A 17857-nucleotide genomic window follows, 5' to 3' on the forward strand; every position below is an offset into this window, starting at 1 on the left:
CTCAGTGAGGTGCTGATTACCTTCGGGTATGATGCAAGCCTTGGACCGCGTCGCTTTCCTCAGACGCCCCTTGGTTTGCCTTGCTGAAACGGCAGTGTTGTCCAAGTCAAGTACACTAACCCGCATGATCTGACGATCATGCAACAAGTTCCTGGTCACCGACATGACCGGGAGCGGGATAGTTTGCTTTTTGGTTCAGAATAAGGGTGCGGTTTCTTACCAGCTTCCGCACCGTGGCATGAAACACTGTCTTTTTCTGGATCAAATCAAGCGCGAGAAGGGCGTTTGGCGGATGCCTTGGCAGTAAGAGGCGATGAAAGACGTGATACCCTGCGATAAGCTTGGGGGAGCCGGGAATAGGCTTTGATCCCAGGATCTCTGAATGGGGGAACCCACCTGAAAGTCCGTTATTGTTACCTTTGGTGATCAATAATGGGTTTAACCAGGTACTTAAGGACTGAATACATAGGTCTTTAAGAGCAAACCCGGGGAACTGAAACATCTAAGTACCCGGAGGAAAGGACATCAATAGAGACTCCGTTAGTAGTGGCGAGCGAACGCGGACCAGCCGAGCCTGATGAGTGACCAGAATGCGTTGGGAAACGCAGCCAGAGCGGGTGACAGCCCCGTATGGGAAGCTCTGAGGGACGTATTAAGTAGGGCGGGACACGTGAAATCCTGTTCGAAGACCGGAGGACCACCTCCGAAGGCTAAGTACTCCTTACTGACCGATAGCGAACCAGTACCGTGAGGGAAAGGTGAAAAGCACCCCGGCGAGGGGAGTGAAACAGTACCTGAAACCGAACGCCTACAATCAGTTGGAGGCCCCTTGAGGGCTGACAGCGTACCTTTTGTATAATGGGTCATCGACTTGGTCTCACGAGCAAGCTTAAGCCGCTAGGCGGAGGCGCAGCGAAAGCGAGTCTTAATAGGGCGCATGAGTTCGTGGGATCAGACCCGAAACCGAGTGATCTAGGCATGGCCAGGTTGAAGGTGCGGTAACACGCACTGGAGGACCGAACCCACATCTGTTGAAAAAGATCGGGATGAGCTGTGCCTAGGGGTGAAAGGCCAATCAAACTCGGAGATAGCTGGTTCTCTGCGAAATCTATTTAGGTAGAGCGTCATCCGAATACCCCGGGGGGTAGAGCACTGGATGGGTAATGGGGCCCCACAGGCTTACTGATCCTAACCAAACTCCGAATACCCGGGAGTACTGGATGGCAGACACACTGCGGGTGCTAACGCCCGTAGTGGAGAGGGAAACAACCCTGACCTCCGGCTAAGGCCCCCAATTCATGGCTAAGTGGGAAAGCAGGTGGGATGTCCAAAACAACCAGGAGGTTGGCTTAGAAGCAGCCATCCTTTAAAGATAGCGTAACAGCTCACTGGTCTAAATAAGACGTCCTGCGGCGAAGATGTAACGGGGCTCAAGCCATGAGCCGAAGCCGAGGATGCACATAGTGCATGGTAGCAGAGCGTAGTGTGACATAGTCTCATTCCTCCTTAGTATCTTCGGATACATTGGAGGAGAGAGGCTTTCGATGAAGCCGGGGCGTGAGCCATCCGGTGGAGAGATCACTAGCGAGAATGATGACATGAGTAGCGACAAAGAGTGTGAGAGACACTCTCGCCGAAAGTCCAAGGGTTCCTGCTTAAAGCTAATCTGAGCAGGGTAAGCCGGCCCCTAAGCCGAGGCCGAAAGGCGTAGGCGATGGGAACCAGGTTAATATTCCTGGGCCGTGGAGTGGTGACGGATTGTGAAGGTAGTTCGCTCTTATCGGATTGAGCGGGCTGCTGATCAGTCCCTGGAAATAGCCCTCCTGTCAGACCGTACCCTAAACCGACACAGGTGGACTGGTAGAGAATACCAAGGCGCTTGAGAGAACGATGTTGAAGGAACTCGGCAAAATACCTCCGTAAGTTCGCGAGAAGGAGGCCCGGGTTCAAGGCAACTTGGATCCGGGGGCACAAACCAGGGGGTGGCGACTGTTTATTAAAAACACAGGGCTCTGCGAAGCCGCAAGGCGACGTATAGGGTCTGACGCCTGCCCGGTGCCTGAAGGTTAAAAGGAGGGGTGAGAGCTCCGAATTGAAGCCCAGGTAAACGGCGGCCGTAACTATAACGGTCCTAAGGTAGCGAAATTCCTTGTCGGGTAAGTTCCGACCTGCACGAATGGCGTAACGACTTCCCCGCTGTCTCCAACATCAACTCAGCGAAATTGAATTGCCTGTCAAGATGCAGGCTTCCCGCGGTTAGACGGAAAGACCCCGTGCACCTTTACTACAGCTTCGCACTGGCATCAGGATTGTGATGTGCAGGATAGGTGGTAGGCATCGAAACCGGAACGCAAGTCCCGGTGGAGCCTCCCTTGAGATACCACCCTTCGCACTCTTGATGTCTAACCGCGGTCCGTTATCCGGATCCGGGACCCTGCGTGGCGGGTAGTTTGACTGGGGCGGTCGCCTCCTAAAGAGTAACGGAGGCGCGCGAAGGTTGGCTCAGAGCGGTCGGAAATCGCTCGTTGAGTGCAATGGCAGAAGCCAGCCTGACTGCGAGACTGACAAGTCGAGCAGAGACGAAAGTCGGCCATAGTGATCCGGTGGTCCCGCGTGGAAGGGCCATCGCTCAACGGATAAAAGGTACGCCGGGGATAACAGGCTGATACTGCCCAAGAGTCCATATCGACGGCAGTGTTTGGCACCTCGATGTCGGCTCATCTCATCCTGGGGCTGGAGCAGGTCCCAAGGGTACGGCTGTTCGCCGTTTAAAGAGGTACGTGAGCTGGGTTTAGAACGTCGTGAGACAGTTCGGTCCCTATCTGCCGTGGGTGTAGGATACTTGAGAGGAGTTGCCCCTAGTACGAGAGGACCGGGGTGAACGATCCACTGGTGGACCTGTTGTTGCGCCAGCAGCAGTGCAGGGTAGCTATGATCGGACAGGATAACCGCTGAAGGCATCTAAGCGGGAAGCCCCCCTCAAAACAAGGTATCCCTGAGGGCCGTGGAAGACCACCACGCCGATAGGCCGGAGGTGTAAGCGCAGCAATGCGTTCAGCTGACCGGTACTAATCGCCCGATAGGCTTGATTTGATCCAGTAACAGACAGTGTTACTCAAAACCAAACAAGCAAACACATCCCTAACAAACACTTGGACATGTTGATTGTATTGCCTCCTGCATTTGGAAACGTCTTCGTGACATAACTCCTGGGCGGTCTCTCGCGTATTTACTTCGTAAACACGCTGCCGACCGCGAACCGAGAAAATCCAAATGCCGAAGGCATCTGGATTTTTCTCGGTTTGGTGGCTACAGCGCAAGTGAAACACCCGGTCCCTTCCCGAACCCGGAAGTTAAGCACTGCCGCGCCGATGGTACTTGGGCTCAAGCCCTGGGAGAGTAGGTCACCGCCAAACCTAGTAAAATCCAAAAAACTCTCTTATACGATGAAACAGAAAACCCCCGCCCTGCCTCCGCAGCGGCGGGGTTTCTTTTGCCCCGGGCGTGAAAACGGAACTGTTCCTCCGGCGCGGCCGCGGGTCCGGAGGCCCTGGTTCTTTCCGGTTCCAAATACGCCCCGCCGCAGGCACCGCGCAAAGCCCGCCATCACCCCACGGCGCCTGAAACCCCCGCAACAAGACGCGACCAGGCACGAATGGCAAAATCCGCCTTGCCGGGCTCCAGCATGCAGCGGCCGAGAAACCAATGCAGATATTGCGCATGGGGGAAGCTGCGGGCGTTTTCGCCCGCGGCTGCAAGGGCCTTGCGCATGTCTTCCGGGCGGCGGCAGACAGTGGCGGCGTGGTGGTAGTCGCTGCGGCCGCAGGTAACCACCGCTTTTTGCTGCATCAGCGCTTCCAGCCCCACTGCCGAATTCTGCGAGACCACCACGTCCGAGGCTGCGATCAGGTCGTGGACGCTGGCATTGCTCAGCTCGGCATTGGCCAGCCCGGCGCAATGCATCTCAACCCTTTGCCGCGCGGCGCGGTCCTGCAGCGGGTGCGGCTTGACATAGACCCGGCCGGACACCGCTTCGCAGGCGGCCGTGATCATCTCTTGCGTGGTCAGATAATGCACCGGCGGATTGTAGCCTTCGATGTTCTGGACAAAAACCGCCGCCGCAGCCGGCGGCAGGGGAGCACTGCTGCGCGGGATTTGCGCCCGTTTCGATTTGTTGCGGCCGATGAAATGGGCGCGCAGCCGCTCAACAAACGCGCGCGCGGCTTCGGCATCCGCGTCGTCCGGCCGGAATGCCAGCCCGGCCACGCTTGAGTTCCAGTAATAGCCCTTGGGGTCCAGATACCAGAACCCCCGCAGATAACCGGGCTGGGCATGGAAGATGCGCGGGCCCTTTGGCCGCTTGGGGCCGATGACGATCTGCAAATGGTCCGAGGCCAGCAGGCCGAGCGACAGGATGTCCTCCGCATGCAGCAGCAGCGGTTTGTAGCCATAGGCAGCAGCGCTGGCGCCGATCTTTTCAAAGAATTGGTTGCCGCCTTCCAGGATGTGGCGGAACCAGGCCTCTTCGGCATGCACGATCAGCGGCTTCTTGGCGCTGTCCAGCTGCCGCAGGTGGTTGAGTTTGCGGAAACTTCCCCGTTTGGGCATGGGTTTTGCGTTCTCTGTCTGCTCTGCAGCCCTGTCTGGGCGCGAACGGGGCTGCAGGTCAAGAAAGAACTGGGCAAAGAAAAACGCCCGGGCATGCTCCGGGCGTTCCAGTTTCTGTGATTTGGCCGCTTATCAGCCGATGATTGCGTTCAGCGTTGCCGAAGGGCGCATCACCTTGGCTTTCAGCTCGACATTCGGGCGGTAGTAGCCGCCGATCTCGGCTGCCGGGCCTTGCGCCGCGGCCAGTTCGGCCAGGATCTGCTCTTCCTTGGCGCCCAGCTCTTCGGCGATGGGGGCAAAGAAGGCGGCCAGTTCGGCGTCGCCGTCCTGGGCCGCCAGCGCTTCGGCCCAAAAGCGGGCAAACCAGTAGTGGCTGTCGCGGTTGTCGGGCTGGCCCACTTTGCGGGAGGGCGAACGGTTGTGGTCCAGGATGCCCTGGGTCGCGTCCTCGGCCGCGGCACCCAGCACGCCGGCCTTGGCGTTGCCCTTGCTGTCGGCGAGGAAGTTCAGCGACTCGCCGAGGGCGCAGAATTCACCCATCGAATCCCAGCGCAGGTGGTTTTCCTCGACCAGCTGCTGCACGTGCTTCGGGGCCGAGCCGCCGGCACCGGTTTCAAACAAGCCGCCGCCGTTCATCAGCTTCACGATCGAGAGCATCTTGGCCGAGGTGCCCAGCTCCAGGATCGGGAACAGGTCGGTCAGGTAGTCGCGCAGCACGTTGCCGGTGATGGCGATGCTGTCCTTGCCTGCGGTGATGGTTTCCAGCGATTGGCGGGTCGCTTCGCGCGGCGCCATGATCTGGAACTTGTCTGCCACACCGGCCGCCTCCAGCGCGGGCTGCACGTATTTGATCAGCTCGGCGTCATGGGCGCGGTTTGCATCCAGCCAGAAGATCGCCTCGGAACCGGTCAGCCGCTGGCGGTCGCGCGCCAGTTCGATCCAGTTCTCGATCGGGGCTTTCTTGACGGTGCAGGAACGCCAGATGTCGCCGGCCTCCACGTCATGCGAATGCAGCGTTTCGCCGTTGGCCAGCACGATACGGATGGTGCCGTCGGCGGGGGCCTCAAACGTGGTCGGGTGGGAGCCGTATTCCTCTGCCTTCTGCGCCATCAGGCCGACGTTGGCGACCGCGCCTGCGGTGGTCACGTCCAGCGCGCCGTTGGCCTTGAAGAAATTGATGGTCTCGTCATAGACGGACGCATAGCAGCGGTCGGGGATCACGCAGTTGGTGTCGCCCTTGGCGCCGGTCTGGTCCCAGCCCTTGCCGCCGGCGCGGATCACCGCGGGCATCGAGGCGTCGATGATCACATCCGACGGCACATGCAGGTTGGTGATGCCCTTGTCGCTGTCGACCATATACATCGACGGGCGCTCTGCGGTGACGGCCTCGATGGCGGCCATGATGCCGGCGTTGTCCTTGACCCGCGCCAGCAGGTCGCCCAGGCCGGAGTTCGGGTTGACGCCCAGCGCGTCCAGCTCGGTGCCGAATTTGTCGAACACCGGCGCCAGCCAGGCCTTGACCGCGTGGCCAAAGATGATCGGGTCGGAGACCTTCATCATGGTGGCCTTCATGTGCAGCGAGAACATGGTGCCGTCGGATTTGGTGTCCTCGATGGCGTCTGCCAGGAAAGCGGCCAGCGCGCGTGCCGACATGAAGGTCGCATCCGCCACGGTGCCTTCTTCCAGCGGCCAGGCGTCTTTCAGCGCGGTGACAGCACCGTCCTTGGCAACAAATTCGATCTTCGCCTCACCGGCCTGCGCGGCGGTGATGGTCGCGGATTTTTCGTTGGCATAGAAGTCGTTGCCCGGCATCGACGAGACCTTGGTCTTGCTGTCTGCCGACCATGCGCCCATCGAATGCGGGTTCTTTTGGGCGAAGTTCTTCACGGCCTTGGCGGCGCGGCGGTCGGAGTTGCCTTCGCGCAGGACCGGGTTCACCGCCGAGCCCTTGATGGCGTCGTAACGGGCGCGGACGGCCTTTTCGGCGTCATTGGCAGGCTCGTCCGGGTAATTCGGAATGTCAAAACCCTGGCCCTGCAGCTCGGCGATAGCCGCGGTCAGCTGCGGCACCGAGGCAGAGATGTTCGGCAGCTTGATCACATTGGCGTCCGGGGTCTTCACCAGCCGGCCCAGTTCGGCCAGGTCGTCGTTCTGGCGCTGATTCTCAGACAGGTTCTCCGGGAAGGCGGCGATGATGCGGCCCGCCAGCGAAATATCCTTGGTGCCGACCGAAACGCCGGCGGCGGACGCGAACTTGCGGATGATCGGCAGGAAAGAGGCCGATGCCAGCTCAGGCGCTTCGTCTACAATGGTATACAATATATCCGGGTTTTTGTTTTCTGCCATGTTTCACAACCTTTCAGCGATCTCGGAGGCGTTTATGACGTCAGCGCAAGGAAGGCCCGCGCCGGAGGGTTATTCCAGTGGTGCTCCGGCGCGATCAAACGGGGCCGGAACCGGCTTGGGAAGCCATTGGTATCGCCCCCATGTAAAACAGGATTGCTGCAGGTGCAATGGTGCGGTGCATTTCCGGGTCCGCGCGGATTGCCGCGGCAGTAGGTGAGACGGGGGAGGGGCGCTGCCCCCGCTTGCCTGGCGGCAAGCTCCCCCGGAGTATTTGCGGAAAGATGAAAGAGCTGAAGGGCTATTCGCGCAGCTCGCCCGGGGCGACGCCCCAGAGCTTTTTCTTCGGTGCCCAGCCGCTGTAGCCGCCGGCCGAGATTTCGCACCACTCGCTGCCGCATTCGCCGAGGCGGGCCACCACACCGAGCTCGAAGGCTGCGCTGACCGGCGATCTGGTATCGGGGCGGGCATGCACAGTCAGCATGTCCTCCTCCACCAGTACCGTGCGCACGCCTGACAGAAGCGCATAATGCACCCAGCCGCCGGCGCCGTCGCGGTCCTGCACCCGGCGCCAGTGGCCGTATTCAGCGGTGATTTCCAGCGGCATGCCGCGGCGCTTGAACACCCAGTCGATCTTGTGGGTGAGCGAGGGGCCGCGGCGCACATTGCCCTTGGCCGCCTTCATCGAGACATAGCGGGGCAGCGGCAGGTTGGTGACAGGGCCGCGGGATTCGGCGGCGCAAACGGCGCTCGCCAGCGCCAGGGATACCGCTGCCGCTGCCAGATGGCGGAGTGCCATTGCCGCTTTTCTCACTGCCTGCTCGCCTCTTCGTTGCCCAGCCGGGTTGCGCCCAGCCTCTTTGTTCCGGTCCTGCGCCCGTATTTTCCCTGGCGGCCCCGGCAATTTTCCGGTTGCGGTCAGGGGAATGCGCGCGGGTTCTTGTGCCTGCCCGCGTCCAGCGCCATGATGCCATGGCGGCGCAGGTAATGAAAAGCCCGAGGGAGAGCGCAAGTGGCAAGAGACAGACTGAGTGTTGTTGTTACGCGACGGTTGCCGGAACCGGTGGAGACGCGGCTGAGCGAGCTGTTCGACGTGCAGCTGCGCGAGGATGATACGCCGATGACCAGGGCGGAGCTGGTGGCGGCGGTGAAAGCGGCCGATGTACTGGTGCCGACCGTCACCGACAGCATTGATGCGGGGCTTCTGGGCCAGGCGGGCGAACAGCTGCGGCTGATTGCCAATTACGGTGCAGGCGTTGATCACATCGATGTGGCGACGGCGCGGCAGCGGGGCATCCTGGTCTCCAACACGCCGGGCGTTCTGACCGACGACACCGCCGATATGGCGATGGCGCTGATCATGGCGGTGGTGCGGCGGATGCCCGAAGGGCTGGCCGTGATGCAGAAAGGCGACTGGCAGGGCTGGGCGCCGACCGCCTTGCTGGGCGGGCGGATTGCCGGGCGGCGCCTGGGCATTCTGGGCATGGGGCGGATCGGCCAGGCGGTGGCCAAACGCGCCGCGGCCTTTGGCATGCAGGTGCATTACCACAACCGCCGCCGGTTGCGGGCCGAGACGGAAGCCGCGCTGGAGGCCACCTATTGGGAGAGCCTCGACCAGATGGTGGCGCGGATGGATGTGATCTCGGTGAACTGCCCGTCGACGCCCTCGACCTTCCACTTGCTGAACGCACGGCGGCTGAAGCTGATGAAACCCTCGGCGGTGGTGGTGAACACCTCGCGCGGCGAAGTGATCGACGAGCACGCATTGACCCGGATGCTGCGGGCGGGCGAGATCGCCGGTGCCGGCCTTGATGTCTATGAGCACGGCACCGACATCAACCCGCGCCTGCGCGAGCTGCCCAATGTGGTGCTGCTGCCGCATATGGGGTCGGCGACCCTCGAAGGGCGGATCGAGATGGGTGAGAAGGTGCTGCTCAACATCAAGACATTCGAGGACGGCCACCGCCCGCCCGACCAGGTTGTGCCGTCGATGCTGTAGCAGCTCCAAGGCCGGGCCGGAATTTGAGAAAGGGAATTTCCATGAGACATCTGATTCTGGCCTGCCTTGCCGTTGCAGGCGCGGCCAATGCACAGGAAGCCGCGGATTCCGTGGCACCCGAGGCAGCAACTGCCGGCAGCTTTGAGGCGGTTTCAGAGCAAGTCGCAGCCGCACTGGCGGCCAGGAACGCAGGCCAGCCGGTTGCGGCGGAAAATTGGATGGTTGCAGCGGCCAATCCGCATGCGGTGGAGGCTGGTGCCCGGGTGCTGCGCGCAGGCGGCACGGCTGCGGATGCGATGGTGGCTGTGCAGACCGTGCTGGGGCTGGTGGAGCCGCAATCCTCGGGCCTGGGCGGCGGCGCCTTTCTGGTCTGGTATGACGGTGCCACCGGCGAGCTGACCACGCTGGACGGGCGCGAAACCGCGCCGCTGGCGGCGACACCGACGCTGTTTCAGGATGAAAATGGCGAGCCCTTGCAGTTCTTTGACGCCGTGGTGGGCGGCCGTTCGGTCGGCACGCCGGGCACGCCGGCGCTGCTGGAAGCCGCGCACCGGCGCTGGGGCCGTGCCAATTGGCCATCGCTGTTTGAACCGGCGATTGCCTTGGCTGAGGGCGGCTTTGCCGTCTCCCCGCGCCTCGCGGGGCTGGTGGAACGCGACGCCGAGCGGCTGGCGCGTTTCCCGGCCACGGCTGGGTATTTCTTGCCCGATGGCGATCCGATCGAAGCCGGGGCCGTGCTGCTGAACCCGGATTACGCCGCCACCTTGCGGGCTATGGCGGAGGACGGGGCAGAGGCGTTTTACTCAGGCCCCATCGCGGCAGAGATCATCCGCACAGTTTCAACTGCCGACGGCAACCCAGGCGTGCTGTCGGCCACTGATCTGGCGCTTTATCAGGTCAAGGAACGCCCGGCGGTTTGCGCCGCCTACCGCGATTTCGAGGCCTGCGGCATGGGGCCCCCGTCCTCCGGGGCACTGACTGTGGGGCAGATTCTGGGCATGCTGGGGAACTATGACCTCGCTGAGATGGGTCCCGAAAGCGCTGAGGCCTGGCGGCTGATTGGCGATGCCTCTCGCCTCGCCTTTGCCGACCGCGGCCGCTACATGGCAGACAGTGATTTTGTGCCAGTGCCCACCCATGGGCTGGTGGCGGCGGATTACCTGGCCAGCCGGGCAGAGCTGCTGCAAGGCAGTGATGCGCTGCCGGAGGTGGCGCCGGGATCGCCTGAGTTCGACCACGCGCTGCTGGCCGATGACGAGTCGATAGAGCTGCCCTCGACCTCGCATATTTCCGTTGCGGATCAATACGGCAACGTCTTGTCTATGACCACAACCATCGAGAACGCCTTTGGCTCGCGGCTGATGGCGGGCGGCTTCCTGTTGAACAATGAACTGACGGATTTTTCCTTCCGTACACATGTGAACGGGGTGCCGATTGCCAACCGGCTGGAGCCGGGCAAGCGGCCGCGCTCCTCGATGGCGCCCACCATTGTGCTGCGGGACGGCAAGCCGGTGCTGGCTATCGGCTCCCCCGGCGGCAGCCGGATCATCGGCTATGTGGCGAAATCCATCGTCGCCTGGGCCGACTGGGGGCTGAACATCCAGGAAGCGCTGGCGCTGCCGCATCTGGTCAACCGCTTCGGCACCTATGATCTGGAAGCAGGCACCAGCGCCGAAGGGCTGGCAGAGGCGCTGTCCGGCATGGGCTATGAGGTGAATATCCGCGACCTCAACTCGGGCTTGCATGCAATTGAGATCGGCGATGTGCTGAAAGGCGCCGCCGATCCCCGGCGTGAGGGGATAGCGCTAGGCGGCTGACACAGTCCCGCCTGGCCGCAAGGCCGGGCAGGCGCAGCCCTTTGGGCTCTGTAAAATCCTACCCGCTTGTGGGTATTGCGGCACAACCGTTGCGGCGCGTAGGTTAACACGTAAACTTCCCCAACGGACGCCTGCCGTCCAAGGAGACCCGCCATGGTGCAAGCCACCTCACTGCCGCGCAACGAAGCCGGAATCGCGGCCGCCATCGAGACGCTGAAACCGCGCTTTGGCGACCGTTTGCAAACCGGCCAGGCAATCTGCGAGCAGCACGGCCACACCACCACCTGGATCACCAACCAGGCCCCCGATGCGGTGATCTTCCCAACTTCCACCGAAGAGGTCGCGGAGATTATCAAGACCTGCGCCGAGTTTGGCGTGCCGGTCATTCCCTTTGGCACCGGCACCTCGCTGGAGGGCCATGTGAACGCGCCCGCCGGCGGCATCTGCATCGACATGATGCGGATGGACAAGATCCTGGCGGTGCATGCCGGGGATCTCGACGTGGTGGTGCAGCCCGGCGTCACCCGCGAGCAGCTCAACACCTATCTGCGCGACCAGGGCCTGTTCTTTCCGATTGATCCCGGAGCCAATGCTTCGCTGGGCGGCATGGCGGCGACGCGGGCTTCCGGCACCAATGCGGTGCGCTATGGCACCATGAAAGACAATGTCCTGGCGCTGGAGGCGGTGATGGCCGACGGCGGTGTGATCCGCACTGCCCAGCGGGCCAGGAAATCCTCGGCGGGTTATGACATGACCCGGCTGCTGGTCGGCAGCGAAGGCACCCTGGGATTGATCACCGAACTGACCCTGAAGCTGCAGGGCATCCCCGAGGCGATCCGCTCCGCCCGCTGCTCCTTCCGCTCGGTGGATGAGGCTTGCCGCGCGGTGATGATGACGATCCAATACGGCATTCCGGTGGCCCGCATCGAACTGCTGGATGCGCTCAGCGTGCGCGCCGCCAATGCCTATTCCGGCCTCGACCTGCCAGAGAACCCGCTTCTGCTGCTGGAATTTCACGGCTCGGATGCAGGCGTGGTCGAGCAGGCGGACATGTTCGCCTCTATCGCGGAGGAATTCGGCGGCTTCGACATCGAGGCGACCTCAACGGCTGAGGAGCGCAGCAAACTCTGGCAGGCGCGCCACGACATGTACTGGGCCAGCCTGCAATTGCGCCCGGGTGCCAAGGGGATCTCCACCGACGTCTGCGTGCCGATCTCGCGGCTGGCGGAATGCGTCGGCGCCGCCCGCGAAAAGGCCGAAAGCATGGGGCTGATGGCGCCGGTGGTCGGCCACGTGGGCGACGGCAACTTCCACGCGCTGCTGCTGATCGACATGGAGAGCGGCATTGAGCGGCAGAAGGCGGACGATTTTGTCGGCTGGCTCAATGAACTGGCAATTTCGATGGACGGCACTTGCACCGGAGAGCACGGCATCGGCCAGGGCAAGCGCCCCTATCTGCAGCAGGAGCTGGGCGAGGCCACCCGCTACATGGCAGCCATCAAGGCGGCGCTGGACCCGGAGAACATCATGAACCCGGGGAAAATCCTGGAGATGTGAGTGGCAGGGCTGCAGGCAGGAAAACCTCCCGCCCGTCGCCAGGCGCATCAAAGATGCGCCTGCTCCCGTTGGGCCGGGCGCCGTGCTGGCGCACGGCGCGGCAGCGCCCGGCAGTCCGCGGGTCAAGGCCGCGCAGCACCGTCTGCCCTTGTCGCGCAACCCTCTTCAAAAGTGCAAACCCGCTTAAGGGCATACCTGCCCTTAAGCGGGTCTCAGCCTCCTCTCCCCTTGCGCTGCGCAAGCAGCGCCCGGCCCAAGGCTGTAATATGGTCCCGCAGGGGCCATCTTCAGGCGCGGGAGCCCGCCGCCTGCGGCAAACTCGTCCCGTTGCGGACCCGGCGCACGCCCCGCTCACGCCAGGTTAAGCCGCTTGTGCCATGATCTCTCCCGATCGCGATCCCCGCCGGGACTGACACCCCCGGCACCTTGGAACAGGGCCCTTTGGCAAGGGCACGCAGAGACAACGTTCAGCGTGCGGGAGGAACCTCCCGTCCCGCCTCCGCCTCCTTGGCGGCGCCGCCATTCCTTACCGCTGACAGGCACCCCGCTTAAGATCAGCAAACAAGATGCAGCAGCAACCGGCAGGGCAGGGTCCCGGGCCGGATCAGGCGCATTGCCCTGAACCTCCCCCGAAATGCCGGAAATCTGCCGCAATTGCGCGCCAGAATTCAAGCTGGGGTAAAACCCGGTCATTTCGCAGATCTGGAGAGCGGCCATGGGATTGAAAAAGGCAGCGGGCATCGTGGTGTTCTGCACTCAGGGCGTGGTCGGCGCCGACTATTACTTCCAGACCCGCGACGCAGGTCTTGGCTGGGGCCAGCTGAGCAGCGCGCAATACGCCGAGATTGTCCGCGAGCGCATCACCCGGGTGCGCACCGAACGGGCCGGGTTGCGCGCGGAGCAGACGCCTGAGGGTGCTGCGGGCGGCAGCTCTGTCTGGGGCGAGGTGGCCAGCTATGGCAAGAGCCTGCTTTCAGGCGGCGAGCAGGTTGCCGAGGCGCCGCAGCCCGAGGAGCCGCAACCCATCTGCATCCGCCGCGGCAACGTGGCCGATTGCTGACACAGCCGCCGGCAGACGTGGAAAACCAGCAGGGGGCAGCTGCCCCCTTTTTGCTGCCTGAAAATGCCATTTCCGGCAAAACCGGCGTGAATTCCCTCGCTCTGCGACGCAGCAGGTCGGTTTTTGCGGTTTTTGCGTCGGATGGATTTTGCGCGCTTCCTTCCGCTCCGGCATAAACCAAAGCCAAGAATTCTCATAAAGCTGGAGAGCCGGAGAATGAAAACCCAAGTCAAAGCACTTGTTGTTGGCGGCGGCGCCGTTGGCACCTCGATTGCCTATCACCTCGCCAAGGCCGGCTGGGACGACGTCATGCTGATCGAGCGTGACGAGCTGACCTCCGGCTCGACCTGGCACGCGGCCGGCCTTCTGCCGCTGTTCAACATGTCCTATGCGACCACCCACATCCACAAGTACTCGGTCGATTTCTACAAGACCCTGGAAGAGGAAACCGGCCTGAACGCAGGTTTCGCCGTGGTGGGCAACCTGCGCATGGCGCAGACCCAGGAGCGCATGGACGAGTACATGCTCTACGCCTCCACCGCAGAAACCTGCGATGTCGCCTATGAATGGCTGACCCCGGAGCAGATCAAGGAGCGCTGGCCGCTGATCGAGACCGGCGACCTGAAGGGTGCGATCTACCACACCGAAGACGGCTATATTAACCCGGCAGACGTGACCCAGGCGATGGCCAAAGGCGCCCGTCAGCGCGGCGTCGAGATCGTGCGCAAGCTGCAGGCCGATGCCTTCCACTGGACCGGCACCCACTGGGAAGTCACCTGCACCAAGATGGTGGAAAAGGGCGGCAACCTGGTGCCCTCCGACGAGCAGGTGGTGATCACCGCAGAGCACGTTGTGACCGCATCGGGCAACCACGCACAGCGCACCGCCAAGATGCTGGGCATCAAGATGCCGGCAATCCCGGTCGAGCACACCTTCATCGTCATGGACAAGGACCCCGAGCTGGTCAAATGGCGCGAAGCCGGCAACCCCGAGCACCCCGTTGTGCGCGACGCCGACAATGAATCCTATGCCCGTGAAGAGCGCGGCGGCTGGATCCTGGGCATCTACGAGCGCGGCGCGCCTGCACAGTTCGAGCACGGTGTGCCGGACAGCTTCCGCGCCGACCTGTTCCCGCTGGATCTGGACCGGATCGCAGAGCAGTACATGGCGATGGCAGAGCGCGTTCCGTCCTGCGCCGAATCCGGCCTCAAGGACGACTTCAACGGCCCGATCTGCTACACCCCCGATGGCAACCCGCTGGTCGGTCCGGCGCCGGGCCTGCGCAACATGTGGCTGGCGGAAGGCTTCTCCTTCGGCATCACCGCCGCTGGCGGCACCGGCTACTACCTGGCGCAGATGATGGTGGACGGCGAAGCCGAGATCGACATGGCGTCGCTCGACCCGAAACGCTACTCCTCCAACTGGATGACCACCGAGTTCGCCGCGCGCAAGAACGAAGAGTGCTACGAGCACGTCTACATCCTGCACCACCCGGACGAAGAGCGCCCGGCAGCCCGCCCGCTGCGTACCGCGCCTGCGTTCGACCGCCAAAAGGCCCGCGGCGCACAGTTCGGCTGGGTCAACGGCTGGGAACGCCCGAACTACTTCGGCCCGCTGGACGCACCGGAAACCTTCGACCACGACGCCCGCTCCTTCCGCCGCGGCGGCTGGTGGCAGCATGCCGTGGACGAAGCCAAGGCAATCCGCGAAGGCGTTGGCCTCATTGACGCAACCGCCTTCACCAAGCACGTCGTCAAAGGCCCCGGTGCCACCCAGTTCCTGGACTGGTTCACCTGCAACAAGCTGCCCAAGGTCGGCCGCATCAACCTGACCTACGCGCTGACTGTCTATGGCACCACCCGCACCGAATACACCATCGTCCGCAACGGCGAGAACAACTACTATCTGGTCTCCGCTGGTGCCTGGTCCGAATATGACGCGGACTTCCTGCGCAAGGCGGCTGAGGACAAGATGGAGGAGTTCGGCTACATCGAGATCCAGGATGTGACCAGCCAGTGGGGCGTCTTCGCCATCGCAGGCCCCAAGTCCCGCGATGTGCTGAAAGAGGTGATCGTCGACGCCGATCCGGAAACCGCCCTGTCCAACAAGCGCTTCCCCTGGCTGTCGGCCAAGCAGATCGAACTGGGCATGTGCCCGGTGAATGCGATCCGCGTTGCCTACACCGGTGAACTGGGCTGGGAACTGCATCACCCGATCGAGATGCAGAACTACCTGTTCGACCTGCTGGAGAAGGCTGGCGAGAAGCACGGCATGAAGCTGGTGGGTGCGCGCGCCCAGAACTGGCTGCGCCAGGAGAAATCCTACCGCGCCTTCGGCAACGAGCTGGGCCGCGACGCGACCCCGCTGGAAGCCGACCTGCCGCGCTTTGTCGATCTGGAGAAGGACTTCCACGGCAAGGACAAGCTGGTCGAGACCGGCGTCCGCGTGAAGTGCTGCACCCTGCTGATCGACGGACCGGAAGATGCCGATCCCTGGGGCCGCGAGGCGCTCTATGCCGCAGACGGCACCCGTGTGGGCCGCCTGACCTCCGGCGGCTATTCGGTGGCCTTCGAGAAATCCATCGGCATGGGCTATGTGAAGCCCGAGTTCGCGGTGGAAGGCACCAAGCTGCAGGTCAAGATCCAGGACAAGCTGTGGGATGCGGTCGTCACCTGCGACAGCCCCTATGACCCGAAGAACGAGACCATCCGCCAGAACGGCTGATCTCTGACCCCGAAAACCAAGAAAGCCCCGGCCTGCAAGCCGGGGCTTTTTTGTTTCCGCTTCCCAGGATGGTCTAGGACGCCAGCGCCATCGCTGCGGCGGCGGCTTTCTGGAACTCTCCGTCCGGGTCCTGGGTCAGCAAAGTCGGCTGAAAGCGAAGCTCCCGGATGTCCTGCACGCCGGCCTGGTTCAGCCAGAACCGCAGGTAAGAGGACTGGTAATCGACGCCAAAGGCAGGCGAAGGCATGTCCGGGCCATAGGCGCCGCTGGTCAGGGCCAGCACGGCCTTCTTGTTTTCCAGCAGGCCAAAGTAACCGGTCTCCTGATCCAGCCCCCACAGCAGGCCCGGCTGGTGGATCAGGTCAATGTACTGCTTCAGCTTGTAGGGGATCCCGCCGTTCCACATCGGCGTGGCAATCAGATAGATGTCGGCACTGACAAAGCGCTGGGCCATGGCGGCGATCTGGTCCCAGGCGGTGCGCTGCGGGGCGTCCTGATCCTGGCCGGTGATGACATTCATCTTGGCGGCCACCTTGTCGCCGCCGTAGTCCGGCAGGGTCTCAAGGGACAGATCCAGGATGTCCGTCTCGATCTGCGGCGACGTCTCTTGCAGCCTGGCCAGATAGGCCTCTGCCAGCGCGCCTGATTTTGACTCGGCGCCGCGGGGGGAGGCTTTGATAAACAGCAGTTTGGTCATGGTCCGGGGTCTCCTGTCCGGGGTAACGGTTTGCAGGAGGGATATGGCAAAGGCCCATTCTTGCAAAAAGATGTTGAATTGCAAAGGATCTGTGCGAAAAGTGCAAAGATGAACCCGGAAGCTGCCGATAACCTGTTTGTCCGCGTGACCGAAGCGGGCAGTTTCTCGGCGGCTGCGCGGGCGCTAGGGGTGGCGCCCTCGTCTGTGGCGCGCCAGATCCAGCAGCTGGAAAAGGATCTTGGCACGCGCCTGTTTCAGCGCACGACCCGCAAGCAAAGCCTGACAGAAGCCGGCGAATTGTACTATCGCCATGCCAAACGCGCCGCCGAAGAGATGGCCGCGGCCCGCAGCGGCATTGCGCGGCTGGCCGCAGCGCCGTCGGGTGTGCTGACCATCACCGTTGAGCCGGACCTGGCCGTGGCGCTGATTGCCCCGCTGCTGCCGGAATTCCTGCGCCTGTACCCAGAGGTGAAAACCAGGCTGCTGTTCTCTGCTTCGCTTGCCGATCTGGTGGAAGGGCGGATCGACCTGGCGGTCCGCATGGGGCAGCTTGCGGATTCCGGTCTTGTGGCCCGCAGGATCTTCACCAGCCGTTCACAGCTCTGCGCCAGCCCGGCCTATCTGGAAAGCCACGGAGCGCCGCACCACCCTGCGGATCTTGCCGGCCACCAGTGCCTGTCGTTCCGCACCGGCGCGGATCAGGCCGTGTGGCGGTTTGCTGCGCCGGACGGGGTGCACGAGGTTGCAGTCACCGGGCCGGTGCAGGCGAACGGCCTGATGTTCCTGAAGGAAATGGCGCTGTCCGGCTGCGGCATCATCATGATTCCGGAGTGGAGCGTGCAGGCAGAACTGGAGCGCGGTGCCTTGGTGCCTGTGCTGGAGGACTTTCCGTCTGATCCGCCCAGCACCCCGGTCAGCGCCGTTTACACCGGCCGCCGCCATCTGGCGCCGAAAATCCGCGCCTTCGTGGATTTCCTGGCCGCCCGCCTGCCCGGGGGGTGAGGCTTGCAGTCTGCGGATGGTTCCGGAGGGCCTGCTGCACCGTCAGGCTG

The 17857-nt window shown here is 62.8% G+C and carries 10 protein-coding genes and 2 rRNA genes; 8 read left to right on the forward strand and 4 right to left on the reverse strand.

Annotated elements, in window-relative coordinates:
* Window positions 1–264 precede the first annotated feature (264 nt).
* Together ACXAEH_RS00025 and rrf are read left to right on the forward strand one after the other, a co-directional pair.
* Window positions 265–3093: ribosomal RNA gene (locus ACXAEH_RS00025) — 23S ribosomal RNA — on the forward strand.
* A 208-nt stretch (window positions 3094–3301) separates the two neighbouring features.
* Window positions 3302–3416 (forward strand): 5S ribosomal RNA (gene rrf / locus ACXAEH_RS00030).
* Window positions 3417–3606: 190 nt separating this feature from the next.
* Here the strand turns inward: rrf and ACXAEH_RS00035 are convergent.
* The 3 genes from ACXAEH_RS00035 to ACXAEH_RS00045 form a co-directional block, all read right to left on the reverse strand.
* Window positions 3607–4608 carry a capsular polysaccharide export protein, LipB/KpsS family gene (locus tag ACXAEH_RS00035; protein WP_475030453.1) on the reverse strand — a complete coding sequence of 334 codons (1002 nt, stop codon included), beginning with the start codon at window positions 4606–4608 and terminating at the stop codon, window positions 3607–3609.
* A 132-nt stretch (window positions 4609–4740) separates the two neighbouring features.
* Complete coding sequence (locus ACXAEH_RS00040) at window positions 4741–6954, reverse strand: NADP-dependent isocitrate dehydrogenase (RefSeq protein ID WP_475030454.1); 2214 nt, start codon at window positions 6952–6954, stop codon at window positions 4741–4743.
* Between the two features lie 298 nt (window positions 6955–7252).
* On the reverse strand, window positions 7253–7750 hold the full coding sequence (locus tag ACXAEH_RS00045) for an SH3 domain-containing protein (RefSeq protein WP_475030455.1): 498 nt from the start codon (window positions 7748–7750) through the stop codon (window positions 7253–7255).
* Window positions 7751–7963: 213 nt separating this feature from the next.
* Between ACXAEH_RS00045 and ACXAEH_RS00050 the strand changes: the two genes are divergently transcribed.
* The 5 genes from ACXAEH_RS00050 (at window position 7964) to ACXAEH_RS00070 (ending at window position 16108) form a co-directional block, all read left to right on the forward strand.
* A complete protein-coding gene (locus tag ACXAEH_RS00050; protein ID WP_475030456.1) occupies window positions 7964–8950 on the forward strand; it encodes a 2-hydroxyacid dehydrogenase in 987 nt (328 codons plus the stop codon).
* A gap of 41 nt (window positions 8951–8991) precedes the next feature.
* Window positions 8992–10767: a gamma-glutamyltransferase gene (gene ggt / locus ACXAEH_RS00055; RefSeq protein WP_475030457.1), complete on the forward strand. Its 1776-nt coding sequence runs from the start codon at window positions 8992–8994 to the stop codon at window positions 10765–10767.
* 153 nt (window positions 10768–10920) lie between these two features.
* Window positions 10921–12324, forward strand: a complete 1404-nt coding sequence (locus ACXAEH_RS00060) for an FAD-binding oxidoreductase (protein ID WP_475030458.1) — start codon at window positions 10921–10923, stop codon at window positions 12322–12324.
* Window positions 12325–13039: 715 nt separating this feature from the next.
* On the forward strand, window positions 13040–13384 hold the full coding sequence (locus ACXAEH_RS00065; RefSeq protein ID WP_475030459.1) for a hypothetical protein: 345 nt from the start codon (window positions 13040–13042) through the stop codon (window positions 13382–13384).
* 216 nt (window positions 13385–13600) lie between these two features.
* Window positions 13601–16108, forward strand: coding sequence for a GcvT family protein (locus ACXAEH_RS00070; RefSeq protein ID WP_475030460.1), 2508 nt, complete (start codon window positions 13601–13603; stop codon window positions 16106–16108).
* A 73-nt stretch (window positions 16109–16181) separates the two neighbouring features.
* Here ACXAEH_RS00070 and ACXAEH_RS00075 read toward each other — a convergent pair whose 3' ends face one another.
* Window positions 16182–16805: an FMN-dependent NADH-azoreductase gene (locus ACXAEH_RS00075; protein WP_475030461.1), complete on the reverse strand. Its 624-nt coding sequence runs from the start codon at window positions 16803–16805 to the stop codon at window positions 16182–16184.
* Between the two features lie 108 nt (window positions 16806–16913).
* On the opposite strand from ACXAEH_RS00075, the gene ACXAEH_RS00080 reads away from it, so the two are divergent.
* Complete coding sequence (locus ACXAEH_RS00080; protein ID WP_475030462.1) at window positions 16914–17807, forward strand: LysR family transcriptional regulator; 894 nt, start codon at window positions 16914–16916, stop codon at window positions 17805–17807.
* The last annotated feature ends 50 nt before the right edge of the window (window positions 17808–17857 follow it).

The sequence above is a fragment of the Leisingera sp. ABM4_060 genome, assembly GCF_056158765.1.